The sequence below is a fragment of the Roseomonas sp. CCTCC AB2023176 genome (genome assembly GCF_042259275.1).
GTDB lineage: Bacteria > Pseudomonadota > Alphaproteobacteria > Acetobacterales > Acetobacteraceae > Roseomonas.
In genome coordinates this window covers 1-26,635 of the sequence record NZ_CP170087.1, presented here as the reverse complement: position 1 = coordinate 26,635, position 26,635 = coordinate 1, and the positions used below count along the sequence as shown (strand labels likewise).

Annotated in this window: 20 protein-coding genes and 5 pseudogenes; 19 read left to right on the top strand and 6 right to left on the bottom strand. The window is 65.9% G+C overall.

All coding sequences use genetic code 11. The features are described 5' to 3' along the window. The first annotated feature begins 189 nt into the window (after window positions 1-189). The 3 genes from ACE7GA_RS26500 to ACE7GA_RS26490 all read left to right on the top strand — a co-directional run bounded on the left by ACE7GA_RS26500 (window position 190) and on the right by ACE7GA_RS26490 (window position 4,969). Window positions 190-603: a DUF302 domain-containing protein gene (locus ACE7GA_RS26500; protein ID WP_376100844.1), complete on the top strand. Its 414-nt coding sequence runs from the start codon at window positions 190-192 to the stop codon at window positions 601-603. A 153-nt stretch (window positions 604-756) separates the two neighbouring features. After that, window positions 757-1,977 carry an ABC transporter substrate-binding protein gene (locus ACE7GA_RS26495; protein WP_376100842.1) on the top strand — a complete coding sequence of 407 codons (1,221 nt, stop codon included), beginning with the start codon at window positions 757-759 and terminating at the stop codon, window positions 1,975-1,977. Window positions 1,978-2,074: 97 nt separating this feature from the next. Further along, window positions 2,075-4,969, top strand: coding sequence for a winged helix-turn-helix domain-containing protein (locus ACE7GA_RS26490; RefSeq protein ID WP_376100840.1), 2,895 nt, complete (start codon window positions 2,075-2,077; stop codon window positions 4,967-4,969). 132 nt (window positions 4,970-5,101) lie between these two features. Here ACE7GA_RS26490 and ACE7GA_RS26485 read toward each other — a convergent pair. Beyond that, window positions 5,102-6,300 (bottom strand): annotated as a pseudogene (locus ACE7GA_RS26485) (Tn3 family transposase); the annotation flags it as partial. A gap of 57 nt (window positions 6,301-6,357) precedes the next feature. Here ACE7GA_RS26485 and ACE7GA_RS26480 point away from each other — a divergent pair. Next, window positions 6,358-6,807 carry a transposase gene (locus ACE7GA_RS26480; RefSeq protein ID WP_376100838.1) on the top strand — a complete coding sequence of 150 codons (450 nt, stop codon included), beginning with the start codon at window positions 6,358-6,360 and terminating at the stop codon, window positions 6,805-6,807. A gap of 293 nt (window positions 6,808-7,100) precedes the next feature. Here ACE7GA_RS26480 and ACE7GA_RS26475 read toward each other — a convergent pair whose 3' ends face one another. Then, window positions 7,101-8,018 carry an MBL fold metallo-hydrolase gene (locus ACE7GA_RS26475; protein ID WP_376100836.1) on the bottom strand — a complete coding sequence of 306 codons (918 nt, stop codon included), beginning with the start codon at window positions 8,016-8,018 and terminating at the stop codon, window positions 7,101-7,103. A 52-nt stretch (window positions 8,019-8,070) separates the two neighbouring features. After that, window positions 8,071-8,502, bottom strand: a complete 432-nt coding sequence (locus tag ACE7GA_RS26470) for a DUF6130 family protein (RefSeq protein ID WP_376100834.1) — start codon at window positions 8,500-8,502, stop codon at window positions 8,071-8,073. Between the two features lie 902 nt (window positions 8,503-9,404). Between ACE7GA_RS26470 and ACE7GA_RS26465 the strand changes: the two genes are divergently transcribed. The 3 genes and pseudogenes from ACE7GA_RS26465 (at window position 9,405) to ACE7GA_RS26455 (ending at window position 12,282) form a co-directional block, all read left to right on the top strand. Further along, on the top strand, window positions 9,405-10,226 hold the full coding sequence (locus tag ACE7GA_RS26465; protein ID WP_376100832.1) for an alpha/beta fold hydrolase: 822 nt from the start codon (window positions 9,405-9,407) through the stop codon (window positions 10,224-10,226). Between the two features lie 70 nt (window positions 10,227-10,296). Continuing rightward, window positions 10,297-11,277 carry an MBL fold metallo-hydrolase gene (locus ACE7GA_RS26460; protein WP_376100830.1) on the top strand — a complete coding sequence of 327 codons (981 nt, stop codon included), beginning with the start codon at window positions 10,297-10,299 and terminating at the stop codon, window positions 11,275-11,277. 267 nt (window positions 11,278-11,544) lie between these two features. Then, a pseudogene (locus tag ACE7GA_RS26455) lies at window positions 11,545-12,282 on the top strand (IS6 family transposase). 56 nt (window positions 12,283-12,338) lie between these two features. On the opposite strand, the pseudogene ACE7GA_RS26450 reads toward ACE7GA_RS26455, so the two are convergent. Continuing rightward, window positions 12,339-12,563, bottom strand: a pseudogene (locus ACE7GA_RS26450) (hypothetical protein); the annotation flags it as partial. 286 nt (window positions 12,564-12,849) lie between these two features. After that, on the bottom strand, window positions 12,850-13,995 hold the full coding sequence (locus ACE7GA_RS26445) for an IS5 family transposase (protein WP_376100828.1): 1,146 nt from the start codon (window positions 13,993-13,995) through the stop codon (window positions 12,850-12,852). A gap of 391 nt (window positions 13,996-14,386) precedes the next feature. Here ACE7GA_RS26445 and ACE7GA_RS26440 point away from each other — a divergent pair, with 391 nt between their 5' ends. Continuing rightward, entirely contained in the window at window positions 14,387-14,893 is a 507-nt protein-coding gene (locus ACE7GA_RS26440; protein WP_376100826.1) for a fasciclin domain-containing protein, read from the top strand. 154 nt (window positions 14,894-15,047) lie between these two features. Here the strand turns inward: ACE7GA_RS26440 and ACE7GA_RS26435 are convergent. Further along, window positions 15,048-15,317: pseudogene (locus tag ACE7GA_RS26435) on the bottom strand (transposase); the annotation flags it as partial. Window positions 15,318-15,521: 204 nt separating this feature from the next. On the opposite strand from ACE7GA_RS26435, the gene ACE7GA_RS26430 reads away from it, so the two are divergent. The 11 genes and pseudogenes from ACE7GA_RS26430 (at window position 15,522) to ACE7GA_RS26380 (ending at window position 26,553) form a co-directional block, all read left to right on the top strand. Beyond that, window positions 15,522-16,289 carry a hypothetical protein gene (locus ACE7GA_RS26430; RefSeq protein WP_376100824.1) on the top strand — a complete coding sequence of 256 codons (768 nt, stop codon included), beginning with the start codon at window positions 15,522-15,524 and terminating at the stop codon, window positions 16,287-16,289. Next, entirely contained in the window at window positions 16,286-16,801 is a 516-nt protein-coding gene (locus tag ACE7GA_RS26425; protein WP_376100822.1) for a hypothetical protein, read from the top strand. Before ACE7GA_RS26430 ends, ACE7GA_RS26425 begins: the two co-directional genes overlap by 4 nt. Before the next feature lie 59 nt (window positions 16,802-16,860). Then, window positions 16,861-17,706, top strand: coding sequence for a hypothetical protein (locus tag ACE7GA_RS26420; protein ID WP_376100820.1), 846 nt, complete (start codon window positions 16,861-16,863; stop codon window positions 17,704-17,706). Further along, window positions 17,703-18,311: a type II toxin-antitoxin system VapC family toxin gene (locus tag ACE7GA_RS26415; protein ID WP_376100818.1), complete on the top strand. Its 609-nt coding sequence runs from the start codon at window positions 17,703-17,705 to the stop codon at window positions 18,309-18,311. Before ACE7GA_RS26420 ends, ACE7GA_RS26415 begins: the two co-directional genes overlap by 4 nt. A 74-nt stretch (window positions 18,312-18,385) precedes the next feature. Next, window positions 18,386-19,096 (top strand): IS6 family transposase, encoded by a 711-nt coding sequence (locus tag ACE7GA_RS26410; RefSeq protein WP_376100816.1) that lies wholly within the window; start codon window positions 18,386-18,388, stop codon window positions 19,094-19,096. A 1,202-nt stretch (window positions 19,097-20,298) separates the two neighbouring features. Continuing rightward, window positions 20,299-21,339 carry an ABC transporter substrate-binding protein gene (locus ACE7GA_RS26405; RefSeq protein ID WP_376100814.1) on the top strand — a complete coding sequence of 347 codons (1,041 nt, stop codon included), beginning with the start codon at window positions 20,299-20,301 and terminating at the stop codon, window positions 21,337-21,339. Then, complete coding sequence (locus tag ACE7GA_RS26400; RefSeq protein WP_376100812.1) at window positions 21,336-22,340, top strand: isopenicillin N synthase family dioxygenase; 1,005 nt, start codon at window positions 21,336-21,338, stop codon at window positions 22,338-22,340. Before ACE7GA_RS26405 ends, ACE7GA_RS26400 begins: the two co-directional genes overlap by 4 nt. 213 nt (window positions 22,341-22,553) lie before the next feature. Further along, a pseudogene (locus ACE7GA_RS26395) lies at window positions 22,554-22,844 on the top strand (transposase); the annotation flags it as partial. A 318-nt stretch (window positions 22,845-23,162) separates the two neighbouring features. Then, a complete protein-coding gene (locus ACE7GA_RS26390) occupies window positions 23,163-24,620 on the top strand; it encodes a Mu transposase C-terminal domain-containing protein (protein ID WP_376093938.1) in 1,458 nt (485 codons plus the stop codon). Continuing rightward, complete coding sequence (locus ACE7GA_RS26385; RefSeq protein WP_376093935.1) at window positions 24,608-25,522, top strand: TniB family NTP-binding protein; 915 nt, start codon at window positions 24,608-24,610, stop codon at window positions 25,520-25,522. Before ACE7GA_RS26390 ends, ACE7GA_RS26385 begins: the two co-directional genes overlap by 13 nt. A gap of 44 nt (window positions 25,523-25,566) precedes the next feature. Beyond that, entirely contained in the window at window positions 25,567-26,553 is a 987-nt protein-coding gene (locus tag ACE7GA_RS26380) for a TniQ family protein (RefSeq protein WP_376100810.1), read from the top strand. Window positions 26,554-26,635: the final 82 nt, after the last annotated feature.

The following is a 26,635-nucleotide window of genomic DNA, read 5'->3' as shown; positions in this document are numbered from 1 at the left end:
GTCGAGGCCCACGTCCCTCGTCACGTATAGGCGAGGAGGTTTAAGCACCGCGACGTCATGATCGAGCACATAACATCTTCTATTCGGAGGCGACGCCACTGGACTCGCTGGCGATCCTGCTTCTGCAAAGTTCTCCGTCGTCACTCAGCATGTTCCGCGATTTAATCTCGCTGCTGGAGGAGCCTGAACATGGACATCGATGGGCTGACGCCGTGGGTGAGCAGCCACGGCATGCAGGAAACGATCCAGCGCATGCGGAATGCAATCTTGGCGCAAGGGATGAAAATCTTTGCTCAGATCGACCACGGCCAAGCCGCCTCCGAGGCTGGGCTGGAGTTGCGGCCGTTGCAGGTATTGATCTTTGGCAACGTGCTGTCGAGTACGACGCTGATGCAGTCGAAGCCGACGACAGGAATCGACCTGCCTCTGCGGGCCGTCGTGTGGGTGGATGACGAAGGCAGCACCTGGCTGGCTTACAACGACCCTGGCTGGATTGCGGCGCGCCACGGCGCGCGGCTTGGGAACGAGCAAGTCTTGCTCTACATGCGCCGGACGCTGACGGCTATTGCCGAGTACGTCATCTACGCGCATCCAGCCGGCTAGGGTCGGTCCCACGACGAACCCGCCCTGACGGCCGTCTCAAAAATCCTTGTCAAGCTACTCCTGTGTAGAGGTGAGCGACAGGGAACTGCTACCCTTAACAGACTAGCGGAAGCACGGTGGCCGTCATTCACGCTTGGTCAGGAGAACGAGCAGATGATCTTGGCGCGTCGCATGCTCCTGGGATCAGCTGCCGGGTTGGCCGCGCCGGCCGTTCGCGCATATGGTCAGGCTCCGGTCATTCGGATCGGTGTGCTCAACGATCAGTCCGGTCCAACGCGAGACGGGAGCGGGCCGGGTTCGGTGGTCTGTGCGCAGCAGGCTCTTGCCGAGTTCAGTCATCCGTCGTTCTCGGTCGCGTTAGTGGCGGCGGATCATCAAAACAGACCCGATGTAGGCGTCAGCATCGCACGACGATGGATCGACTTGGCAGATGTTGACCTGATCCTAGACGTTCCGATTTCGTCGGTTGCCCTCGCCGTCTCGGATGTCGTGCGCGCCAGGAACAAGGTGATGATCTGCTCTGGGTCGGGGTCGCCGGACCTCTCGGGGGCTCAATGCAGCCCGAACACGGTCCAGTGGACCTTTGACACCTATATGCTGTCCCGCTCCACAGCGACTCAGGTCGTGCGCCTGGGTGGTACAAGGTGGTTCTTTCTGACGGGCAATTACGTTTTCGGTCGGCAGCTGGAGCGGGATGCGTCGCGGTTCGTCAGGGCTAACGGCGGCACGGTCGTGGGCCGGGTCGAGTACCCATTCCCCGGAACTTCCGATTTTTCGTCGTATCTGCTTCAGGCGCGATCAAGCAGGGCAGACGTCATCTGCTTCACGGTCGGCGGCGATGACACGATCAACGGCGTCAAGCAGGCGCACGAGTTTAGACTTGGCCCAACGGTTAGGTTGGTGGCGTTAGCAGCCAATGCCAATGACGTGGCCGCTATCGGTCCGGAGGTTGCGCAAGGCCTGTTCCTGACGTCGGCATTTTACTGGGATCTGAATGACAGGACGCGGGCTTTCAGTTGGCGTGTAATTGATCGCATGCCTCAGCGTCAGCCACCTAATGCCGTGCAAGCAGGTTGCTACTCTGGAGCGATTCATTACCTGAAAGCCGTCGCGGCACTAGGCCCAGCCAGGGCGAAGGCGGATGGTGCTGCCGTAGTCGCCCGCATGAAAGAGCTTGCGGTCGATGATGACGCATTCGGATCGGGCACCGTTCGTCCGGATGGACGGGCAATTTTCCCGGTGCATTTGCTTCAGGCCAAGCCACCTGGCGAGATAAGACAGGGGATCGATACGTTGCGCCTCGTGGCCACAACGCCGGAGGATCAAGCATGGCTACCGATGGTAGAGGGCGGCTGTCCATTGATCAGGCCGTAATGAGACCGTTCGCTATGAAGGTAGCCTTCTCATGTGCGGTCTGTCTCGTCGAAAGGAGACAAGGGCGGGCTGTGCATCTACGCTGGAAGATCTTCTGATGAATGGACAGCGCCAGGCATCATCTGAAGCCGATCCTGTCGCGCGTGATGACGAGTTCGCCTTCGGGCCCTTCCGACTACTGCCCGCGCAACGCTTGCTGCTGGAGGAGGGATCTCCAGTCGCGCTCGGAGGTCGTGCCTTCGACATCTTGGTCGCTTTGGCGGAGCGGGCGGGCACGCCCATCGGCAAGCGCGAGCTCATCGCTAAGACTTGGCCAAGTATCTTCGTTGATGAGAGTAACTTGCGGGTTCATGTCGCTGCACTGCGTAGGGCGCTTCGTGACGGGCAGGCCGACCGCCGCTTCATCATCACTCTGCCCGGACGCGGTTACAGCCTGGTCGGGCCGGTGCTGCGGACCGCTCAGAAACCCGGCGCAGCGCGCCCGACCATCCACGCGACTGCAACGGACAATCTCCCGATGCTGGTCCGGAAGACTGTCGGCCGGGATGAGACTGTCGCGGCGCTTACCGCGAAGTTGGTAGAGTCACGGTTCGTAACTATCGTCGGACCTGGGGGGATCGGCAAGACGACCGTGGCGTTGTCAGTAGCGGCCGGGTTGCGGTCCTTCGGCGCCGACGGTGTCTGGCTGCTCGACCTCGCGACAATCAGCGATCCAACTTTAATGCCGACCGCGCTCGCCCTGGTGCTCGGCACTCCTGTCAGCTCCCTCGAGCCAATCCCGCATCTGCTGACGGTGCTCCGAGACAAGCGCATATTGCTGGTATTCGACAATTGCGAGCACGTCATCGATGGTGCCGCAACGCTGGCAGAGCAGATCTTCAGGAACGCGCCCAACGTCCACATCCTGGCGACCAGCCGCGAGGCTCTACGCGTAGAAGGTGAAAACATCTGGCGACTATCGTCGCTGGAGGTGCCACCCGAAGCCAGCGCTACCACGGCGAAAGTTGCGTTGAAGTTTTCGGCGGTCCAGCTGTTTGTTCAGCGAGTGTCGGCTATGTCCGCTTCCTTCGAGTTGACGGATAGCGATGCTCCGATTGTCGGTGAGATTTGCAGGCGCCTGGACGGCATTCCACTGGCCATTGAATTGGCGGCTTCCCGTGTGGAGAGCCTTGGCGTGCGCGGAGTCGCGGCGCGGCTGGGCGATCGCTTTCGATTGCTGACGCGCGGTTACCGGACCGCCGTGCCACGCCACCAGACTTTGCGTGCAACCTTCGATTGGAGCTACGGACTGTTGGACTGGCCGGCCAGAATTGTGCTGGGCCGACTAGCGCTGCTTGCCGGCGATTTCACGCTGGATGCGGCATGTGCGGTTGCACGCTGCACCGCGGTCGACGACGCCGAAATCGAGAACCAAGTTATAACATTAGTCGCGGCATCACTTCTTACGATGATAGACACCGAAGATGTCGTGCGTTACCGGCTGCTCGATTCCACGCGAGCCTACGCTCAGGAACGATTGAACGAAAGTGGCGAAGCTCCCAAGATCTTTCGGCAACATGCGGGGTATCTTCTGCAGCTTCTAGAAGGAGCGGCGCAGCAGCTGAAAGTCTGGCCTTTGGTAGAATGGCTGGCCGAGTATGGGCGTCAGATCGACAATGTGCGCACATCGCTCGACTGGGCATTCTCTCTTGAGGGCGATGTTGAACTTGGTGTGAATCTGACCATCGCGGCGGCTCCGCTGTTCTTACTAACGTCGTTGCATCATGAATGTCGTTCCCGCGTGACGGCAGCGCTTGCTCACCTACAACCCGACGAACTTGGTGCGGGGCGTCGCGCTATGCAGCTATGGGCCGAACTCGGTGGCGCTCTGATGTACACGCTCCACCGCGATCTTGAGGTTTTCACAGCTTGGACCAGGGCGCTCGAGATCGCCGAGTCTTTGGGTGCTGTCGATTACAAGTTGCGAGCCCTCAAGGGTCTGTGGACCAGCGCCTTCAACGCGGGTGATCTGACGTCTGCCAACTCCTATGCGGAGAGGTTCGACGAGGTCTCGGAGACGTTGGCCGACCCTGCCTACACCCAGCTCAGCGCTCGTATGCTCGCGATGACGGATCAGTACTCAGGGCGGCTGGAAGCTGCACGCAAGCGGTGCGCCACTGCCCTTGCTGCATACAGGGATGTGAACATACAGCTTGATCTAATCCGCTTTCAATTCGATCAGCGAACGATCCTAGCGACTATTCTTTCGATGACGCTCTGGATGCTAGGTAAGCCTGATCAGGCCGGAAAAGTGGCACAATCATGCCTCGACTATGCCAGAGAAGCCGACCACGATTTATCGGTCATTTTTGGGTTATCCTACACAATGATTAAGGTCGACATACTGTCTGGAAATATCGACGCGGCAGAAGACAATTTGAATTTGTTGACGAAGTATACTGCTTCCAATCCCACGGGACAATTTGGTCTGATGTGTCAATGCTGGCGAGGCAGTCTCCTGTCTCGCAAAGAAAGCTTCGTGGCCGCAGCAGATCTGCTCAAGACTACGTTGAGGAACATTCCCTACCATTCGTACCAGGCGCACTATACCTGGTTTCTTGGCGAGTATGCTTATGCGGCTGGTCGCGCAGGCGAGGTCGACGAGGCGATCGAGGCGATCGACCGTGCTCTGGAAATTTGTGACCGGCTGAGCGAGCGCTGGAACCTTGCTGAGCTCCTTCGCATTAAAGGCGAGATCGCCCTCATGAGGCGTGGCGCCGACAGCGAAGCTTCTGCCGAGGACTGCCTTGAGCGGTCCTTGGACTGCGCGCGCCAGCAGGGGGCGCTTTCGTGGGAACTGCGCGCCGCTATGAGCCTTCTGAGGCTTGACCATGGTCGCGGGCGAATCAGCCAAGCCTATTCCGATCTTGCCACCGTATATGGACGCTTCACCGAAGGCTTCGAAACCTACGACCTCCTGGAGGCAAAGCGCCTTCTTGACAGGTTGAAATGATCTCGGTCGGTAGCTTGTCCTTATGCGGCCGGGGTCGCGACCCGGAGCTTTTTCAAAGGAATTTCGTATAGCACGATCGGCCAGACCTAACGGAATGCGCGGCCGTGTAGCATAGCGGGACGAAGGGCGATCTCAGGCGGCGAGGCGCGCGGCGTCGCTGGTGGCCCTGAGGGGGCGGAAGCCGTCACGGGTATCCGACACGTAGTCCGAGGCCGCCCAGACATAGTCGCCGGTGAGGTTCACGTGCTCTCAGCCGAGCGGGGAGAGGTGGGCGAGGAGGTGGTCTGGCACGTCCTCGGCCTGGCGGAGCGCGGCGAGGGCGCGGCCGAGGTAGCGGGTGTTCCAGAGGATGATGGCGGCGACGAGGAGGTTCAGCCCGGAGGCGCGGTGGCGCTGGTTCTCGTAGGTGCGGTCGCGGATCTTGCCGAGCCGGTGGAGGAAGACGGCGCGGGCGAGGGAGTTGCGGGACTCGCCGCGGTTGAGCTCGCGCGTGGCACCGCGGCGCAACTCGGGGTCCTCGACCCAGTCGAGGGTGAACAGCGCCTGCTCCAGCCGGCCGAGCTCGCGCAGCGCGGCGGCGACGCCGTTCTGCCGCGGGTAGGAGGCGAGCTGGTGCATGATGAGGGGGCGGTGACCGTGCCGGTGCGGATGGAGGCGGCGACGCGCAGGATGTCGGGCCAGTGGGCGCGGGTGAGGGCGACGTTGATGCGGCCGGCGACCAGCGGCTCGAGCGCCGGGTGGTCGGCGGCCTTGCCGAAGACGTAAAGCCGGCGGTGCTTCAGGTCGGGGATGCGCGGCGCGAAGCCGAAGCCGAGCAGCGTGCACAGCGCGAAGACATGCTCGGAATCGCCGCCGCCGTCGGTGTAGTGGCGCGAGGTGGCGACCTCGCTCCCGTGGTCGAGCAGGCCGTCGAGGACGTGGACGGCCTCGATCGCGGTGGCCGCGATGACCTTCGTGTGGGACGTGGCGTAGCGGTCGGAGAGGTGGGTGTAAAACTTGGCACCGGGCGCATCGCTGTAGTGAGCGTTGAGGCGGGCCGCGTCGCGGCCTGGTCCGCCGGCCCTAAAGAACTGGCCGTTCGAGGATGAGGCCGTGCCGGCGCCGAAGTAGGCGGCCAGGGGCTCGCGCCCCTGCCGGTCGACGAGGCGCCGCAGTGCCGCGGCGTAGGTCTCGTCACGGACGTGCCAGTCGGCGGTCCAGGCGAGCCGGCCGAGGTTGGCGACGTCGCAGGCCTCGGCCATGCGGGTCAGCCCGAGGTTCAGCCCGTCCGCGAGCAGGACCGCCATGAGCACGCGGGGATTGGGCGCGGCCTCGCCTTTGCGGAGATGGGTGATGGGCCTGTCCCGGATAAGCGGACACCTCATAGGCTGAAAGGCCTGGAGGTGACGATGTCAGAGGCCGTGAGACGGCGCCGGAGCTTTCCGGACGAGTTCAAGCTCGAGGCAGTGGCCGCGATCCGCGGTGGGCGCTCGGTCGCGCAGGTGGCGTCCGAGCTGGGCCTGCCGGACCGGCTGGTGCGCTCCTGGCTGCGGTGGGCGGAGCGGCAGGCGGCGGGTGCATTGATGTTCCGCTTCGCGGTCGAGACCGAGGCCGACGGCTCGGTGAAGCGCGTTGTCTTCCTCGCCCTCTGCGGCGAGGAGGGCCGGGTCGAGTGTTTCTGGCCCGTGCCGCTCGAGAGCGGGTCCGCCGAAGGCCTGCGCCGCAACAGCGGCGGCGCGCTGCAGATGCCCCTTTCGGCCGCAGCGAAGGCTCGAGGTGGAAGGAGCGGTGGCGGTAAGGCCCGCCCGGGACCGAAGCCGGCTGACACGCTCGCCCGACCTCATGAGCGATCTAGCTGATAGCTGTTGCCCTCTATATGCCCCTGCGATTGCGTCCGAACTGGCCTAGCCCCGCGAAGGGCGCCACGGCCAAGGCGGCCAAACTATCCGCCCTCGCCCCGGGGCAGGATGACGACGTCGACCGAGACTCACGCGAGTGTTCGGCCCGATCAGAGGGCGGACGGTGCGACGTCTGGACCGTGGTGCACCAGAGCCCCGCGGTTCCACGCGAGGACCGCGTGCCGGTGCGCCTCTGCAACCAGGGCGAGCGTGAGGCGGAGCGCCTCCGCCTGCCCACGTCGACCCCCGGACGCTCAGCGGAACGGGATGAACCGGAAGCCCTCGCCCCGGCGCTCTACGCGCCCCAAGCCAGGGTAGGCGAAGTGCACGGCACACGCCGGCCCACCGTCGCTCGCAAGCCTGTCCAGCAGCCAAGCGCGTGTCGCGGCGGCGAGGTTGGGATTGGTGTCGTAGCCGAAGTGCCAAGCAGGGTGCTCGACGGAGACCACCTCATTCGTCAGCGCGTCACCCGCGAGGATCAATGGCTTCGCTCCTGGCACGATGAAGGAGAGATGACCCGGGGTATGGCCAGGCGTCGCGAGCGCCCGCAGACCGCCGGGCAGTTCGACGCCGTCCGTCAGGTGGACGACGCGGTCGCGCATGGCGGCGAAGTTTCGCCTCGCCGCGAGGGCAAAGGGGACCAGTGGGGTCGGCATGGTCCCGGCGGTGTCGGACCAGAACGCCCACTCAACGCCCGACAGATAGTAGACGCCGTTCGGGAAGCGGAGCCGACCCTCGCCGTCAAGCAATCCGCCGAGGTGATCGGGGTGAGCGTGGGTGAGGAGCACCCGCGTCACGGCGCGCGGATCGAGACCCTCGGCAAGGAATCGCGCGAAAAAGCTCCCCTCGGTTGGGGCGAACGTGCCGCCGCCGCCGAGGTCCACGACGATCAGCTCCCGACCGATGCGAAGGACAGGGACGTTTACGCAAGCGTGGATCTCGCCGCCACGGCCGCTGAGCCGCGTCTCGATGTCGGTCCACTCCGCCGCCAAGGCGGCCGGCGCGACGATCCCGGAGGGAAGGGGGAAGAAACCGTCGCTCAGCATGACGATCTCCGCCTCGCCGTGTTGCAGGCGAAGCGGCCCGTCCGGGCCGGGCTGACAGCGGTCCGCGCGACGGACGACGGATGTGGTGCCGTCCAGATCGGGGGTCGAAGCAGGTGCGATGTCCATGTCCATCACCTTTCTATGCTCGCCGACGCGGAGGGGTGGCTCAGGTCAGGGGTCACGTTGTGGGAGGAACGACGAACGCGATCGTCTCGCGGTCGAGCGTCTGGTGGTTCGCGTCGACGAGCTCGAGCAGAACACGGTGCGGGCCGGGCGGGAGTTTGTTGATAATGATCGCATCACCGCTCGCGTCAGCCCAGCGCCAGGAAAGGTCGTCGACGGTGACGTGGACGTGGCCGATGCGGGGCGACACGGCGAGTGCGGCCGGGCCGAAGACCCCGACGACGCGCAAGTTCTCCGTGCGGTACTGGATCACCACGCGGCCCTGAGCTAGCCAATCGGGCACCGGGGGATCAACGACGATGCGGGCCGGCGGCTCGGCATCCGCGAGTGGCACAACGGCCGGCGGACCGAGAATATCCCGCGCGCTCGCCGCTCCGGAGCGGGCACGGGGCGCGGCAGGGTCGATCGTCGTGTCAGTCCTGCGCATGGGTGTCGCTCCAACGTCCACATGACCTGCCGTCGTCCTCGAGGGCGCCGTCTGTCCGTCGCCAGCGGCAGCGAAGTCCTAGCCCTCGGCGGCACAGACCGCTTGCGGCAGGTGTCGCAGGATTGTCAGTTGGCGGACCTCTGGTCCCGATCGTCGTCGTCGGAAGGAAGCGACGCCGCGCTGAGGTCACTGCCCAGCGGCACCCACGAAGGACAGCCGGATCGAGACTGGACGGGCATCCCTACAGCGCGTCCGCGCCGATGCAGCCGGGCGCCTACCTCGCCAGGCCATTCTCCGGCACCGCCTAGTGGTCTCGCGCCCGTGTGCCGGCCGCGATGGTTGCCCGCGATGGTTGCCCGCGATGGCTGCCACGTGGGTTCCGAGCGGTCGCGTCCGCCGGTGCAGCGTACCGCGAGGCTCCAGGCATCAGCGATGGCCGGACTGCCGGGTGAGTGGACGGAGGTGGATCCGAGCAGGATCACGCGAGGCGATCCACCGTAAGGAACGCCGTATTGCCGGAGGGCACGCGCACCGCCGTTGATCGGACGCAACCGGGTCCATCGCGCGGTCGCGCAAGGCAGAGCCAGAGACCGAAAGAATCCCAGCATCGCCTCCATCAGTTTCGAACCTTGGCCGAGCCGGCGGAATTCCCGCGTCGGCGCCACGCTGGTTGGGCGCCGAGTGACGCGAACGGCCTGCCGCGAGAGGAGGATCTGATGGATCAAACGTCCCACACGAGGGCCGCGTCGCCCCAGGGCGCAGGCCCGCCTCGCCCTCTCCGGCGCAAGCTGGTGCTCGCCGGCATGGCCTCACTCGCAGTGCCTGCCCTCGCGTCCGCTCAGTCACGTTCGGGGGTGGCGGTGCCATCCCGTGCTTCCCACCAGGAGAGGATTGCCCACCCAATGCCGCTTATCACGACCCGCGACGGGACACGTCTCTACTACAAGGACTGGGGTTCGGGGCGGCCCGTTCTCTTCAGCCACGGCTGGCCGCTGAACGCGGATGCCTGGGACGAGCAGATGGTATTCCTCGGCTCGCACGGCTTCCGCGTCGTCGCGCATGACCGTCGCGGCCATGGCCGATCCGACCAGCCGTGGAACGGCAACGACATCGACACCTATGCCGACGACCTCGCCGCTGTCATCGACGCACTCGACCTCCGGGATGTGGTGCTCGTCGGACACTCGACTGGGGGCGGCGAAGTCACCCGCTACATCGGGCGCCACGGCACGCGGCGCGTCTCGAAGATCGTACTCGTCGATGCGATCCCGCCGCTGATGCTGCAGACACCGAGCAACCCCGGTGGGCAGCCGAAGGCGGCCTTCGACGCGATCCGGGCGGGCGTAACGAATGACCGTTCCCAGTTTTATCGCGACCTCAGTATCCCCTTCTTCGGGGCGAACAGGCCCGGCGCGACGGTCTCGCAGGGCGTGCGAGATGCCTTCTGGATGTGGAGCATGCAGGCCGGCGTGCGCGGTGCGCTCGAGTGCATTACCGCCTTCTCGGAGACGGACTTCACGCAGGATCTCAAGCGCGTCGACGTACCGACCCTCGTCGTGCACGGCGAGGACGACCAGATCGTGCCGATCGCCAACTCCGCGCTGCTCACCGCGGCTCAGGTCGAGCGATCGACGCTGAAGGTCTATCCCGGCGCGCCCCACGGCCTGCCGATGACCCACAAGGCGCAGCTCAACGCCGATCTGCTCGCCTTCATCCGGTCCTAAAATCAGGGCTCTGCACCCGGAGCCCGCCGAGGCAGGAGCTCGGCGTAGCCGCGAAACCAAGGAGGGGAAAATGCCTGGTCTGCCAGTGCGCGCTCGAGTGGGGATCGGAGGACGACGACACTTCTGCGCATGCTGCGCCGTTGCGGCCGCCGCGGTGACGGGCACGGTGACGCTCTCGCCGCGTGAGGCCTTCGCGCAGGCCAGGGGTATCGTCGACACGATCCGCGATGCGGCGGCGCGCGCACCGATCGAGGTCCACCGCTTGCGCGACGGCATCGCCGTCCTCGAGGGCTCAGGAGGCAACATCGCGGTCCTGCCGGGCCGGGACGGCAAGCTGCTCATCGACGCGGGGATCAGCGTGTCGCGCTCCCAGCTCTCCCGCGCCCTCGCAGGCCTCGGTCCGGAGCCGGTAACGCGGCTGGTCAACACGCACTGGCATTTCGACCACACCGACGGCAATGGTTGGTTCCACCAGGAGGGTGCGATCATCTCGGCGCGCCCCGAGACGCGACGGCACCTTTTCGCGGCGCAGAGGGTGGAAGACTGGGACTACACCTTTCCGGCCGCTCCCCCGGGCGCCCTGCCGTCCGGCTCGCTCGCGGACGGCGAGACGCTGCGCCACAGCGGCGCGACGGTCGCGTTCCGGTACTACGGGCCGGCCCACACGGACTGTGATCTGTCGGCAACCTTCGTTGAGGCGAACGTCCTCCACGCCGGCGATACCTTTTGGAATGGCGTCTACCCCTTCATCGACTACTCGACGGGCGGGAGCGTGGAGGGGATGATCCAGGCCGCGGAGAGGAACATCGCCGGGGCGAACGACGAGACGATCGTTGTGCCGGGTCACGGCCCGATTGGCAGCCGACGTGATCTCCAGGCCTTCCACACGATGCTCGCAACCGTGCGCGACAACGTCGCCGCCCTGAAGCAGGGGGGGCGCTCCGCAGCGGAATGCGTCGCGGCGAGGCCGACCGCCGCCTTCGATGCGATCTGGGGGAATTTCGTCGTCAGCCCGGCCTTCTTTACCCGTATCATCTACGCCGGCGTCTGACATGCACCGCCTGCCCCGCGTCCCCGCGGCCTTCTTCGGCATCGTGCTCGGCCTCAGCGGCCTCGGCGGCGCCTGGCGGGCGGCGCACGCCGTCTGGGGACTCCCGGCCGCCATCGGCGAGGGAGTGATCCTTCTCGCCACGGGCGTCTGGGTCGGTCTCGCCATCCTCTACGGGGCAAAGTGGTGGGGAGCACCAGAGGAGGCCCTCGCCGAGGTGGGTTCTGTTACATCGTTTGCGTCCGGTGATGACCGGGGCCATGGTTCGGTATGGCGAAGCGGCGGCGGTTGGGTGAACTCCGGGCGGGTCGGTCCTTCAAGGGCCGCCAGTTCGCAGCCGAGGTGATCCTCTGGGCGGTCCGGTGATACCTCATGTTCCCCGTCAGCTACCGCGACCTCGATCGAATGCTTGGGGATCGAGGCGTGGAGATCGCGCACACGACGATCTTTCGTTGGATCCAGGCCTATGCGCCGGAGCTTGAGAAGCGGATCCGGCCGCACCTGCGGATGAGCAACGGATCCTGGCGGGTCAATGAAACCTACATCCGGGTGAAGGGGCGCTGGACCTACCTGTATCGTGCGGTGGACAGCCGTGGGGCGACGATCGACTTCCCCCTCTCAGCCAAGCGGGACGCGGAGGCTGCGAAGCGGTTCTTCCGCAAGGCCTTGGGCCAGCCGCACACGCTCAACCCGCGCAGCATCACCGTGGACAGGAACCCGGCCTACCCACGCGCGGTAGGGGAGATGAAGGCCGCGGTCGAGCTCTGGCACTTCGCGCGTCTGCGGCAGGCCAAGTTCTTGAACAACATCGTGGAGCAAGATCACCGGCGCGTGAAACGGTCGGTCCGACCAGGGCTGGGCTTCGGCGGCTTCCGGACGGCGCGACGAACGCTGGCGGGCTACGAGGTGATGGCGATGGTGCGGAAGGGGCAGGTTCAGCAGGTCGGGGGACGGAACATGCGAGCGCAGGCGACATTGATCGCCGAACTGTTCCAGGTCGCGGCCTGATCAGACACCCTGCAAGACGCGCTTCGACCCTCGTCCAACTTCGCAACACAACCCAGCCGGATCCGCGTCTCCAGCTCCGGCGCATAGGCCTGGATCCAACGAAAGATCGTCGTGTGCGCGATCTCCACGCCTCGATCCCCAAGCATTCGATCGAGGTCGCGGTAGCTGACGGGGAACATGAGGTATCACCGGACCGCCCAGAGGATCACCTCGGCTGCGAACTGGCGGCCCTTGAAGGACCGACCCGCCCGGAGTTCACCCAACCGCCGCCGCTTCGCCATACCGAACCATGGCCCCGGTCATCACCGGACGCAAACGATACAAAGGAACCGGTGGTAGAGCCACACCGCGTGCCGGATGACCTCGGCCGGTAAACGGTAGCCGGGGTAGGTGGCGGGCTCTGGCGTCATCCCGCCAGCTTCGCCCAGCCTCTTCGTTCCGGCTAACAGGCTGCTGAAGAACTCGGACGTGCGGGAAGTTTTCTGGTGTTGAGCGGGCTGGGGCGGGGTGGCTCTGGCGCGTGCCGATGGTGATGAGGCGTGCTGCGGCGGCTTGTTCGTGCCTCGTCTACGTTCCCCCTCGCAGCAAGCCTGGCAGTCGGACGAGGTTGTAGGCTGCCGTCGCGAGGGTGAAGGTCCAGGCGACGCGGGGCAGGCCGCGGTGACGGGTCTGTCGGAGGGTGGCGGTGGTCTTGAGCCAGCCGAAGACCTCCTCGATGCGCTTCCTGACGCGCTGGCTGACGCCGTAGCCGGGATGACGGGTGGTGCGGGCGTCGATGGAGGAGCGTCGTCGCTTGCCCGTTTTGGTGAGGTGGTCGTCGCGGGCGATGTGGGGCGTGACGCGGCGTTGCCGGAGATCGGCGATGAAGGCCCCCACGTCGTATCCGCGGTCGGCGCCGAGGGTGAGGCGGCGCCGGGTGGTGGCGCGGAGCCGGTCGAGCATGGCGAGCGCCGCCTCGCGCTCGGCGGTGCCGGAGGCCCGCGTCGCGAGGGCGAGGCGGACGAGGCCGGAGCGGTTCTCCATCAGCACGTGCCCGGCATAGGCCATCAGGGAGGACTGCCCGTCAGCCTTGCGGGCGAGCCGGGCGTCGGGGTCGGTCGTACTCGCATGCGTCTCGTTCGAGCGCTTCTGGCCGCGCCAGTCGGCGTCCGCGTTGCGCCCGCTCCCTCCACCCCCGGCCGCGGGTGAGGGGGGCGGCGTGCCGTCTCCCCCGTCATCGCTCTCCGCCTTGGGGCGGAAGGACTTCTGGCTCGCCCAGGCCCCGATGAGGGTGCCGTCGACGGAGAAGTGCTCCGACGACATCAGGGCTGCCACCCGGGGCTGGGCGACGACGGCGGCGAGGAAACGTTGCGCGACGTCGCCTGCCAGCAGCCGGGCGCGGTTCTTGGAGAAGGTAGACGCGTCCCACACAGGGGCATCCATCGAGAGCCCGACGAACCAGCGGAACAGCAGATTGTAGTCGAGCTGCTCCATCAGGGCGCGTTCGGAGCGCACCGAGTAGAACGCCTGGAGCAGGAGAGCGCGCAGCAGCTTCTCGGGGGCGATCGAGGGCCGCCCTACCCGGGCGTACAGCCCCTCGAACTCGCCCGACAACGCCTCCAGCGCCTCGTCCACCACCGCCCGGATCAGCCGCAACGGGTGGTCCGCCGGGACGCGTGCTTCGCAACTCACGTAGGAGAACAACGCCGCCGTCTGCCCGTCCGCCCCGCGCATCGCAACCTCCGGCCATCTCACCAGAAGGAATCACGCCAGCTCACAACCCGCGAGGGTTTTTCAGCAGCCTGCTAACGGTCATCAACGTGGCAACGCCTCGTCAACCCACCACGCCTGCGGCTCACACCGGCTGGATACCGCTTACTTACGGTGGCCGTAACGCAGTCACCGGGATGACCATGATGCGACCACGCGAACGGAAAACTTTGCACGATCCCAGATAGGGACTTGTCGACAGACGAGCGTAAGACTTGTCGCGTCCTTGCTGATGCAAACGGCGGGGCATTTGGACTCACGCCAGTGCCGAACGATGAAAGCGCTGGCCGCTATATCGTGGCCGTGATGCTGTGAAGTACGCGTCAGGTCTGAACACAACATAGGAGAGCAAGTTATGACGTACATGCTGCCTTTGGGGATCCTGCTTGCCGGAGCATTGAACGTCGGAGTCTCGACGACGGCGAGGGCTCAAACCGTCGTAGACGTGCTGCGTCAGCAGGCCGACATGGGAATCTTCGCGACGCTTGTGGAGCGGAGTGGCTTGGCCGAGCAACTGTCTGGGAGCGGTCCTTTCTCACTTTACGTACCAACAGATTCCGATTTCGGCCGGTTGTCGTTCGAGATGCGCTCAATGCTTGTGGCAGAAGCCAACCGGGACGCGGTGCGGCGATTCGTGCTCTCTCATGTCACGATGAGGGCGCGTAGCCTTGACTACACATCTGGCTATAACGAGTTCGTCGCTAACTCACTAGCAGGTAATCAGATTCGCTTCGTTCGTGAGCAGGCCGAAGGTGACGGGGCTAACGGCGGCAGCATCACCGCGAATGGCATCCCGGTTGAAGGTAATATTCGGGCGACGAACGGATACATTCACCGCATTGGTGGCTTCTTGGCAGATTGAGCAATCGGCGGCGGGTGTTCTGGAGCGCCGCCCACTTCGACCGGACATGAGGCTGGGGTGGACGACTGGCTGGCGATGAACTCACGGGGTGAGAGCATGCGCAAGCCAGTCGTCCACCCCTGCCGCGTGTCCGGTTTGATGGGGAGCACTCCAGCAGCACAGCAACCACGTCGCGGCGCAGCGCGGGCCTCACCACTTTTCGCAGAACATCCTGCAGCATGGTTTTGTCGAGGCTCAGGTCGGCGGCCAGCCGCTTGAGCTTAGCGTTTTCCTCCTCGAGCTGCTTCAGCCGCCGAATCTCCACCGTCCCCATCCCGGCAAACTCCTTCTTCCACCGGTAGAACGTCGGCTCGGAGACGCCGAGCTTGCGGCTGATCTCGGCCACCGCCGTGCTGCTCTCCGCTTGCCTCAACGCGAAGGCGATCTATTCGTCCGTGTATCGCTTCTGCTTCATGGCACGACCCCTACTTGGGGTTCAAAGTGCCAGAAAAACTTGCGTTCCATCCGGACCAGTTCAGCGGGTCAGGACCACAGGTCCTGCGCGCGCTTGCCTGACGCCCCTCGGCTTGTCGGCTCAGAGGGGCTGCAATAGAAGAGACGCTGCCGTACCGACCCGGGGGCTGCTCATTTGAGCGAGAGTAGGATCGTTGACAGCGCCCCGTTACTGACCGTCCGGATCGAGAGCAGGGAGCCGCTCGGGGCCGACGAGGTTGGACGATTTCTTTCGGCAATCGCGACTGACTACAGGCGGTTCAGCCGTCGGCAGCTGGTTCTGGTCGAGGTATATCAAGGCTCACTTGTCACCGTATTCAGCGATCTGGCCGAGCTCGCCGACAAGGCGAACCACCTGATCGACTTTGCCAAGAACCTGGCGATGATCGCGGGGGCCGCGGCCGCTGGCGCCTATTTGCTCCGAAATCGCCGGCGGCCGGGAACCAAGACGATCACTGTTTTGGCCGAGGCTGCGGCGAAGCACAATTGCGACGTCAGCATTAAGTACGACGGGAAGACAGATATCTACGACTTTAAGCTGGAGCCGCGGCAGGCGGAGGAGTTGATCAGCCATCAGGCAACCACTCTTCCGGCACCAAAAGCGCTGTCGGATGCTCAAGCCAGTTCTCTCATCGTCAATGAGCCGGGGCCAATCAGAGACCTAAAGATCTTTAAGGATCTGGAGAGCGCCGTTAAGCTTGTGACCGTAAAGCAGCCGCACCTTGCGAGTCTCGAGAGCGAGGCCACGAAGAGGGATCCGGTCTTTCAGCTTATTGCGGGACTGGTCGCGATCGTACGGCAACGACCAGACGGGCATAAGCTGATCATGGACCTTGCCAACAGCATGAGAGCGTCAGGGCACCCGCCTATGGCCCGGTTTCTCGAGCGCTGCGGGCTGGAATGAGCTGGGGGCGTGGCCTCTTCAGGCTCTGGGTCTTCGTCAGCGCCCTCTGGCTGGTGACGGTGGGGGTCTCCCTCGCCCTCGAGCTCAAGGAGGGGATGTTCGCCGGAAACTACCAGTACGTGATGCAGCTCCGGACACAGCCGTGGGAGACCGATTTCAACCACCCGATCTACGAGATCGCGCATCCGCCGGGTCAGGGCCCGTTCCCGGAGAAGTTCATGCCGGTGGACTGGCAGCACCTGGCCGACTGGAACAGCCGCGTCAGCGACCGGAACATGGTGAAGATGGACTTCCCCGACCGGACGGCCCTGTACCTGAGCGCGCAATGGTCGGAAGCGGACCAGACGCAGCTCTCGCGGATGTTCTGGGAGGGTCGCTGGTGGCGGTATGCGGACAGGCTCTGGCCGTGGGCGATACGAGCCGTGGCCCCTCCCCTCGTGCTGCTGAGTCTTTGGATGGCGGTGGGCTGGGTCCTGCGGGGATTTCGGGCGCGGCCCGGCGCAGCGGGGTGACGTCGGAATCGGCTGTGCTAGGCTCGCGGCAAAGGTGAGGGCGGAACCCGCAAGGGGTCATGGACAAGGAACGCCGGGAGCGGATCCGATTCAGGGTCCACGGCCAGAAGCGCGGCACCCAGTCCGGTGAGGAGGTGCTGGCGGCCGTCTTCGCCCAGAAGCTGGGCGCGCTCGTCCGTGCCCTGCGCGCAGCTGACAAGATCGCGAACGGCGCGAACAACCACGACTACACGATCGCCGCGCTGAACATCGGGAGCGCGGAAGCAGTCCTGGCCGAACGGGCGGCGCCGAAGATCTTCCCCGACGGCTCCGGGAGATCCGGCCTCGACGTCTTCGATCAGTGTCTGGACGCTGTCGCGCTCGGGAACGTCGCTTCCATGCGGCGGTTCGAGCCGTGCCTGAAGCATCTCGGCACCCTCGCGCGCGGATCGGGCAAGGTCTTCAGCTACGCCGAGCTTGCCGTTGATGAGAAGCCGCCGGTGCGCGTCGATGGTCTCATGGAGGACCTGGTCGAGAAGGCCTCGCGGCTCTGGATCGACCTGGACGGCGGGAACGCTGCCGCGACGCCCCCGACCTGGTTCCAGGGATTCGCGCACGGCTCCTTCGACGGGGAGATCAAGCTGGTGGACCTCCGCGGCGCCCTGCCGCAGGTCAAGCTGGTCCTGACCGCCGGGCGCAAGGAGATCGACTGCATCCTGCGCGAGCCGGGCGTGCAGCAGCTTCGCGAGACGCTGAACCGCCGGGTGCGGGTCTCGGGACGCGTGTTCTACGATGGGACCTCGGGACTCCCCCGGCGCATCGAGGTCATGAGCATCGAGGCAATCGCGGACGGCGGTGACGTGCGCCGCTGGAAGAACAGCTTCGAGCCCTTCACCCAGGACCTGTGGAAGGGTGACGACACGTGATCGGCCCGAAGGACGTGTTCTGGGACTCGTGCGTCTTCATCCGCTGGTTGACCGGAGACACGACGGAGCTGGCTCAGGACATCCAGAGCTACATTGATGATGCGATGAAAGGCGAGCGGAAGATTCACTTTTCAACGATCCTCTTCGCCGAAGTGAAGCCCAGTCATTTGCGTCAGGGCGGCTATGAGACCATGGCGCAGGTCATGAACGACTTTGTGGCTGCATTCCACCCGATCGAGCCGAACCCGAACGTCATGATGGCGGCTGGGCGCCTGAGGGATGCGAAGGCGACGAACCCGGCGGATGGGAAGCCGTGCAACCGGGTGGTCGGGACGGCAGACGCGATCCATCTGGCGACGTGCGCGTACCTGCGCTCGCAAATGGGCGTCGAGAACGTGGTCTTTCACACGTTCGATGAGGGGAAGGGGAAGAGCTGGGAGGGAAAATGCTTCCCGCTGCTGGCACTGGAGGAGTGGATCCTCTACGCGCCGGACGGAAGCATCGAAAGCGAGGTGATCGCCCTCCCCCGGACGAAGCCGCTGTATCCACAGCCGCCCCTGTTCACGATGGCTAGTATGAGGCCGCGCCGGATACTGCGGATATAGGCGGAGTAAGCGGGAGAGGATTGCCACATTGTCGACGGCTGGCCGAAACGAAGGGGCGGGGCGAAGCTGGCCGGATGACGCCAGAGCCCGCCACCTACCCCGGCTATCGTTTCCCGGCCGAGGTCATCCGGCATGCCGTGTGGCTCTACCACGTCTTCAGCCTCAGCCTGCGTGACATCGAGCTGATCCTTGCCGAGCGGGGCGTCACCGTCACACACGAGAGCATCCGGCGGTGGGTCCTGAAGTTCGGCGCCGAGTTCGCGGGCAAACTGCGCAAGCGACGGCCCAAGCCGGGCGACACCTGGCACTTGGATGAGGTCTTCCTGAAGACTAACGGCGAGCTGCATTATCTCTGGCGGGCCGTGGACCAAGACGGCGTAGTACTCCATCTGCTCGTCCAGCCGCGCAGGAATGCGAGTGCGGCGAAGCGGTTCTTCAAGCGGCTGCTGGTCGGGCTGAAGTACAAGCCGAAGCGCCTCGTGACCGACGGTCTGCGCGGCTACGGCGTTGCGCATCGCGAGGTGATGCCAGAGGTTCGGCACCGGATCAGCCACTACCTGAACAACCGGGCCGAGAACTCCCACAGGCCGACGCGCCGGCGAGAGCGGCAAATGCAGCGGTTCAAGTCACCGGAGCAGGCGCAACGGTTCCTGTCAGCGCACGCGATGATCTACGGCCACTTCCGGCCGCGGCGGCACTTGATGACCGCCGCTCGGCACCGTCGCGCTCGGGCCAAGGCCTTCCGGGTCTGGCGCGAGGAAACGTGCGTCCAGATTGCGGCCTGAACCCGCGCCCGCACTCTCGCGCGGTCAGACCCGGCGTCTCGCCCAACAATTTGCCAATCCCTGGCGCGAGCCGGTTCAGGAAGGCGAGCGCCCCGAGCACCTCATCGTTCGCCCCGTCCGCAAACGTGGCGCCGTCCCCAAGCCCCAGTCGGACCAGGCGAGCTGAGTCCGGCAGGCCGTCGAGCCATGCGTCCGCGAGATCGAGACCTGGCGCCGGCACGGCGATCTCGGCCACGGCCAGCGCCCTCGGATGGCGCGCCCGCAACTCGCCGGCGGATCGGGGCGGTGGCGGCGCAGTCCAGGCAGGCGCCCAGCCCTGCGCCTCCGCAGGCGCAAGGACACGGGTGATGGGCGGTCGCTGGACCATGGGCCGACCAGGGCGGCCGCTGAGTTCGCTGAAGCGGAGGGCGACGGCGGCCGCCGCATGGATGGCGCCCTCGCAGAAGGCGTCTCCGCTTTCGAGATGTAGGCGGTATGACGAGAGCTTCGCCTTGCACTGCAGGACGCGCGCCTCAGGAGCCCTCGTCGCGATGGCCTCGGACAGCGCGGCGGTGATCGCGAACCAGCCATCGTCATGCTCGATGCCGCGATCGGGAAGAGCGCTGTCCTGTGGCCGCCCGTGCCGCTTCACGTACAGGGCAGGATGCTTGTCGCAGAGCAATCGGGTCAGCGCCTCCCGCATGTCGTCACGTCTCCACAGGCACCGCTGGGCCATCGGGGGATGACCTGCAGGAAAGCGACGCTCACCTCGGGAAGCCGACAGCCCATTCCTCTATTCAAATGTAACACGGAGTTTGTGCGGCGGCTCGCGCTTTCGTGACCTCTTGGGCCGGCCGTTCGGGTCCGCGTCGCAGCCGCGCCACAGCACCACCGGCCCGACGGATCAGGCGTGCGCCGCACCGACCTGATCTCGCGCGCCTGAGCGCATGCCCGGGCGCCTCCGCGGGCGCCTTCCGAGAAGGCCGCCGCTATCCCGCATGCAACCAAAGGCGAGCGTCGCCCCGCGCCAGGTCGTCGTGACGGCCTTCCAGTCCTTCGGTCCCCCGTGCACGCGGGGCAACGGACCGAGATGTCATCACCCGCGGGCCCGCCGCCGCGGAGCTGGCATCCTCCTTGCTGGCACTCAGTTCGACCGGCGCTTCGACACCATGCCCGACTGCCGGCCACCGTGGGGGCGGCGTGGCTCGAAGGGAGTTGTCGGCATGAACGCGATTGGTCGTCGTGCGGGGCTCGGGGCCGCACTCGCCCTCCCCCTTCTCTCCCGGTACGGGGCCGCCCAGTCCGGCCTCACACGCATCCGGTTCACGCTCGACTGGCGCCTTCAAGGCGTGCACGCTTGGTTCTATCTGGCCCGGGAGCGCGGCTACTTCCGGGACGCCGGCCTCGACGTCGTCATCGACCAGGGAGAGGGCTCGGCAGCGGCGGTCACGCGGGTGATGTCGGGTGCCTACGACGCGGGCTTCGGCGACATCACGGCGGTCATCGTCGCCGCGGCCCAGAACCCGGCGGAGGCGCCCCGGATTGTCTACGAGATGTACAACCGCGGCCCCTACGCCGTCGTCGTCCGCGCGGACAGTCCGGTCCGCACGCTTCGCGACCTGGAGGGCCGGAGCGTCGGGGCGCCGGCCGGGAGCGCTTCGGCTCGCCTCTTCCCCGCCCTTCTCCGGCTCAACGGGATCGACCCGTCCCGGGTAACCCTCTCGAACGTCGCGGCCAACCTGCAGGAGCCGATGCTGCAGCGAGGCGCCCTCGACGGGATCCTCGGCCACAACTACTCGATCTACATCAACCTGCCGGCCGTCGGGCTCGACCCCGACCGGGACGCGCGCTGGCTGACCTACGCCGAGAACGGCCTCGACATCTACTGCAACGGCGTCATCGCCTCACCGAAGCTCATGCGGGAAAACCCGGGTGCGGTGCGTGGTCTCCTCGCTGGCATCAACCGTGCGGTACGCGAGGGTATGGCTGACCCCGACGCGGCTATCCGGTCCCTGCGCGCGGTCGAGCCCCTACTGGACGCTGAGGTCGAGAAGCGGCGCCTCCTCTACACCGTCCGCAACGTCATGCTGACGCCCTTCACGGCTGCCGAGGGCTTCGGAGGCGTCGAGCCACGGCTCCTCGACCACACGATCCGCTCCATCGCCGAGGCCTTCGCCCTGCCGCGGGTTCCCGCAGCCGCGGAGGTCTTCGACGGATCGTTCCTCCCACCGCAGGACGCCCGTCGCTTCGGAGCCGTAGGGTGAGCGCGGCCGAAATTCCGAACGTCGACCTTACCCCCGTCCTTGTCGGGGACGTGGCCGGTACCCGCGACCTCTACGGCGCGGTTGACGAGGCGCTCCGCACAACGGGTTTCTTCACGGTCAGCGGCCACGGCGTGCCCGATGCCGCCCGCGGCGGGCTTTTCGCGGCGGCGCGGTCCTTCTTCGCCCTGCCGCCGGAGGAGAAGCTCCGGTTCCGTAACCCGCGCGGGGGTGTGGGACGCGGCTACGTTCCTGTCGGCGCCGAGAACCTCGGCCGCACCCTCGCGGGCGGCGGCGGTGTGGACCTGAAGGAGCAGGTCGCGTTCGGCCGCCCCGACCTCCCCGACGATCCCTACTACCGCCAGCCCTTCGCGGCGGTTGCCTTCGAGCCGAACGTCTGGCCCGACCGCCCGCCCGGCTTCGCGGACGCGGTCCGCACCTACTATCGGGAGATGGAAGCGCTCTCCCGCCGTCTCCTCGGCGTCTTTGCGGGCGCGCTCGGTGTATCCCAGGACACGCTCCTTGACGCCTTTACCCACCACACGAGCGTCATGCGGGTTCTGCACTACCCGGACCAGGCGTCGGCGCCGGAAGCGGGCCAGACCCGCTCTGGCGCCCACACCGACTACGGCGCCCTCACTATCCTCGCCGCGGAAGAGGCGCCGGGCGGCCTTCAGGTGAAGGTGCGCGACGGCGATTGGATCGACGTCCGGCCGCGTTCCGACCGGTTCATCATCAACATCGGCGACCTCATGGCGATGTGGACGAACGACCGTTGGGTCTCGAACCTACATCGCGTCGTCAACCCTCCGCCCGAGGCGCTGGGCAGGGCCAGCCGCATCTCCGTGCCGTTCTTCGCGCACGCGAACTACGATGCCCTCATCAAATGCATTCCGACATGCGTTGCTCCCGACGAAACGCCGCGGCATCAGCCCGTTCTCGCCGGCGAGCACCGCCGGCAGAAGGTCATGATGTCTCAGGCGGAGCCGCTGGTCGCTAGCTGACCGGCGGTGTTGTCGTCCGACCCAGACCCGCACTGTAAGCGGAGCGTAGAAGCCCTTCTTGATGGTTGCCGTTGATCCCGCGAGGTAGGCCGCCGCGGAGGTGTGGCGATGGCGCGATGGGTGGCGAGCACGAGTGCTAGGGTCAGGACCCATGAAGGTTTGCTGTGAGGACGCTGGTCGTGATTCACCCCGGCCATGGGCAGCGGGTGCGGGATGGACGATCTCTTCTGGCTGGATGATGCGCAGATGGAGCGGCTGGCGCCGTTCTTCCCGAAGTCGCGTGGCCGCGCCCGGGTCGACGACCGCCGCGTCCTGAGCGGCATCGTCTTCGTCAACCGAAACGGGCTGCGCTGGCGCGACGCGCCGGCTGCCTACGGTCCGCCCAAGACCCTCTACAACCGCTGGGTCCGCTGGAGCCGCATGGGGGTCTTCGCACGGATGCTCGTGACGTTGGCCGACGCTGACGGGGACATCAGCACGGTCATGATCGACGCGACGCATCTTGTCACCGCTCCTTAACCAGGAGAGCGGTGATCGGTCCTGGTCAAGGACTAAGGGAGGGCGATTTCCCTTGACCGGGAGAACTCGCTCCATAACCGCGCGACTTCTTTCGTAGCCGGAGCATTCGCGCTGCGAGGCCCTGAACTCCACGAAGTAGACGATCGAACGTGGGAGGCCGGCGAGCGGCGGCTGCGGGTGCTCCGCCCCTTGGCGGTATCATCACGGACGACAGCGTCCTCGATTGATGCCGCCGCCCGCGAACTCGGAATCGGACGGGCTCAGTGCTACCGCCTTCTTCGCCGCCTCCGCGCCGAGCCGGCCGTGACCTCGGTGCTGCCGCGTGCGGGCGGTCGCCCGGTCGGCCTTCGTCTGCTCGGCGCCGAGGTGGAAGCCGTCACGGCGGGTGCGATCGAGGAGTTCTATCTCGATCGCCGTTGCCCGACGCTCGCCGACCTCATGCGGGAAATCGCGCGGCGCTGCGCCGAACGCGGCCTCGTGGCGCCCTCCCGCAGGGCCGTCACGCTGCGCGTTCGCGCGCTGGACCGGGTAAAGGTGCTGCGCCGCCGGAGCGGCGCGGCCCACGCGCGCCGCAAGCTCGGACTGATCGCCGGGCACCTGACCGAGGAACGCCCCCTGGCGCTGGTGCAGGTCGATCACACACTCGCCGATGTCATGGTGGTCGCCGCCTCAGGCCGGCATCCGCTCGGTCGTCCCTGGCTCACCTTGGTCATCGACGTCGCGACGCGGGTCGTGCCTGGCTTCCATCTCAGCCTCGAGCCCCCTTCTGCACTCAGCGTCGCGCTGGCGCTGAGCCATGCCGTCCTCCCAAAGGAGGATTACCTCCTGGCGAGAGGCGTTGACCTCCCCTGGCCCGTTGCGGGGCTTCCCGAGCGGCTGCACTTCGACAACGCCAAAGAGTTTCGCTCCGCGGCAATCCGGCGCGGCATGGCCCAGTACGGGATCGAGGTGACCCATCGCCCACCGGCTACACCGCATTGGGGCGGGCACATTGAGCGCCTCATCGGGACCACCATGGGCGCGTTGCGGCTCCTGCCAGGTGCCACGGGCAGGAGCGTCTCTGATCGGCCAGGAGACCCAGAAGCCACCGCAATCATGACGCTGGACGAACTCGAGACCTGGCTCGTCCACCAGATCGTCGGCGTGTACCACCACACCGTTCACAGCGCCCTCGGCACCACGCCCCTGGAGGCTTGGCGGAGAGCGACAGAGGAGCGGCCGACGCCCGCACCGCTGCCGCACGACCCGGAGCGCTTCTACCTCGACTTCCTGCCCTTCGAGCATCGCATGATCCAGCGTGACGGCATCTCGCTCTTCAACATCACCTACTCGGACGGGGTGCTCTCCACATTCCTTGCGAAGGCACGCCGCAAGTTCGTCGTCCGCTATGACCCGCGTGACATGTCGCGCGTCTATCTCCGGGACGACGACGGCACGTACTGGCCCATCCCCTACAGCGACCGCCGCCTTCCCGCCGCGACGTTGTGGGAGATCAAGGTGGCATCCAAGCGTCTGCATGCCGCTGGTGTGCGGCATCCCGAGCAGCGCCAGATCTTCGCATCCATTGAAGCACAGCGAACGATTGTCGAGGGCGCCAGCGCCGAAGCCAAGCGAGCCCGTCGAGAGCGGGAGCGGACATCCCGAGCCATCCGAGGCGCGACGCGCCGAGTTGCGGAGCCGCAGCCAGTCGGCACGACGGGTCACGAGGAGACGGATGTCGGGCCGATCCTGCCCTACTCGGTCGAGGAGTGGACGATCTGAGCGCCTACGCACACCTCGACCCAGCCCATCGACCTGCCGCTGACCTTCCGGACGACGAGCGGATCGCCTGGATCCGTGCCGAGAGGTGGATCAGCTATCCCGCGGCGGAGCTGGCCCTCGGGGCCATGAGCGACCTGCTGACCTATCCGCAGCGCAGCCGGATGCCTTGCCTGCTCGTGCATGGCCGGACAGGCATGGGCAAGACGATGATCCTGCGCAAGTTCCTCCTCGATCACCCGCGAACGGTCGATCCGCACCTCGGCGTCGCGCGCTCGCCGGTCGTGATGATGCAGCTGCCGCCCGAGCTGGCCGAGGTGCCCTTCTACGAGGAACTGCTCGGGGCGCTTGGCCTGCCGTTGGTGGGAGAAGTAAGCCGCATCAGGGCCCGACGAATGGCCCGTGACGCGCTTCGCATCGTCGGTGCCCGTGTCCTGGTGATCGACGAGATCCACGCGCTCCTTGTCGGCGGCGATCGACAGCAGCGGGTTTTCCTCAACGTCATCCGCTTGCTTGCGAACGAACTGGAAATGCCGCTGGTCTGCGCTGGCACGCCAGAGGCCCGGCGCGCCTTGATGACCGACAACGGCTTGGCAGATCGGTTCGAGTCGGTTGAGCTACCACGTTGGACCAACAATGTCGCATTCCGGCGTCTGCTGGCGAGCTACGGCGCCATCCTGCCACTCCGGCAGGCCTCAGACCTGGACGAGGAGAGGACACGCTCGGCGATCCTGAAGCTCTCGGAAGGTATCACGGTGCGCATCGTGCGTCTTCTGGAGCGGCTTGCAGTGGAGGCGATCCGGAGTGGGACCGAGGCCATCAGGCAGGAGACTTTCTCGGCATTGCCCATCACCGCGCCGCTCCTCTCGATGGAGCAGCGGCGCCGGGCCGAAATCCCGGCGTGAGGGGAAGGGAGGGCACCTTCCAGCCGGGAAGGGCCCTGCCCATCGTGCCCCCCCTTGAGAACGACGAGCTGATCTCCTCCTGGCTCAATCGGACTGCTGGGTTCTATGGACTTCCGCTTGCAGCGTTGCTGCGCGCGGCGGGTGATGGGCGAACGCCCGTCCTGCCCGCCGCCGTGGACTTCGGAACGCAGCAGAGGGCGCTCGGAGCCCTGGCAACGATGCTCGGGATGAACGTAGCCGGGCTCATGGCGCGCACGATCGGTGCCACGCAACCTAATGCCGCGTCGACGGTGGCCGGGACAGCCGGAAGCCGGATGACCGGGCCGAGGCTGCACTACGCGGCCTGTCCGCACTGTCTCGAACAGCAGCGCATCGAACGCGGCGTCAGCTGGCTGTGTCGCGCCTGGGTTCTGGCGTCTCGGACCGTCTGCTCCATCCATCATGCCCCTCTGGTCGCGGTCGTACCCGGCAGTCCTGCTCATCCGCTCTGGTCAGAGTTCTATAGACCCTACCAAGCAGCGGCCGTGCGTCCGGGTCGGGAACGCCAGATCCCGGCAGCGCTGCACTCGCCGCTGGCTGATCGGGCGATTGCCCTTCTGCACAAGGAGATGGCGGTCGTTCAGGATGTCATGCTGACGGAGGTAGCTGGCCAGGACGGCAAGTCCCCATCATCCTGGAAGGGGCGGGCGGCCATCGTGCGCGATCTCGCTTGGGCCTTCACCCGCGCCGATCATCGTGAGCCCGACAGGCTCGTCTACGAGGCTTTCTCCTCGACGGTCCTGGACAATCCTTGGCACCTAAGGCGGCGCCGGCGTCCCGGGCCGGTCGAGTTCGCCACGCTTCCTCTGGAAGAGCGCCATCTCCTGCTGGCTACCGCGACCGCCATGAGCGGGACTTCGGAGCTGCGGGAGAGGATCTGTCCGCCACTGGGTCACTGGACGAGCGATCTCGCCTCTCTGCCGCAAAGGCTTTGCGAAGCGGATCGCCGCGAGTGGTGCATGCGCCGTAGGGCATGGCCAACGGCAGAGTGACCCCACTTTCACCTCATATTCGCTTGGTTAAGGAGCCAAGCACCGCGCCGCGTTCCATTCTCCAGGTTAAGGTGCCGTGACA